The organism is Nocardioides malaquae (genome assembly GCF_015070385.1).
GTDB lineage: Bacteria > Actinomycetota > Actinomycetes > Propionibacteriales > Nocardioidaceae > Nocardioides > Nocardioides malaquae.
The window spans coordinates 1-273 of the sequence record NZ_JADCSA010000366.1; the positions used below are offsets into that span (position 1 = coordinate 1).

1 protein-coding gene is annotated in these 273 nt (G+C 56.4%); it reads right to left on the reverse strand.

The features are described 5' to 3' along the window. Nucleotides 1-273: oxidoreductase (locus IEQ44_RS15830; protein ID WP_498371228.1), on the reverse strand; the 273-nt coding region annotated here is incomplete at both ends.

The window sequence follows — 273 nt, forward strand, 5'->3', positions numbered from 1 at the left end:
GTCTTCGACCAGGTCGAGCATCGACAGTCGGTAGATAATAATGAAGTCGTTGCCGACGCGTTCGCGCACCGCACGCACTACTTCTACGGCAAATCGCATCCGGTTGCGGTAATCGCCGCCCCACTGGTCACTACGCTGATTGGTGCGCAGCGTCAGAAATTCGTTGATCAAATACCCTTCGGAACCCATCACCTCTACACCGTCGTATCCTGCCTCCCGCGCCAGTTGCGCGCAGCGGGCGAAATTGTCGATCAGTTGCAGGATCTCTTCATG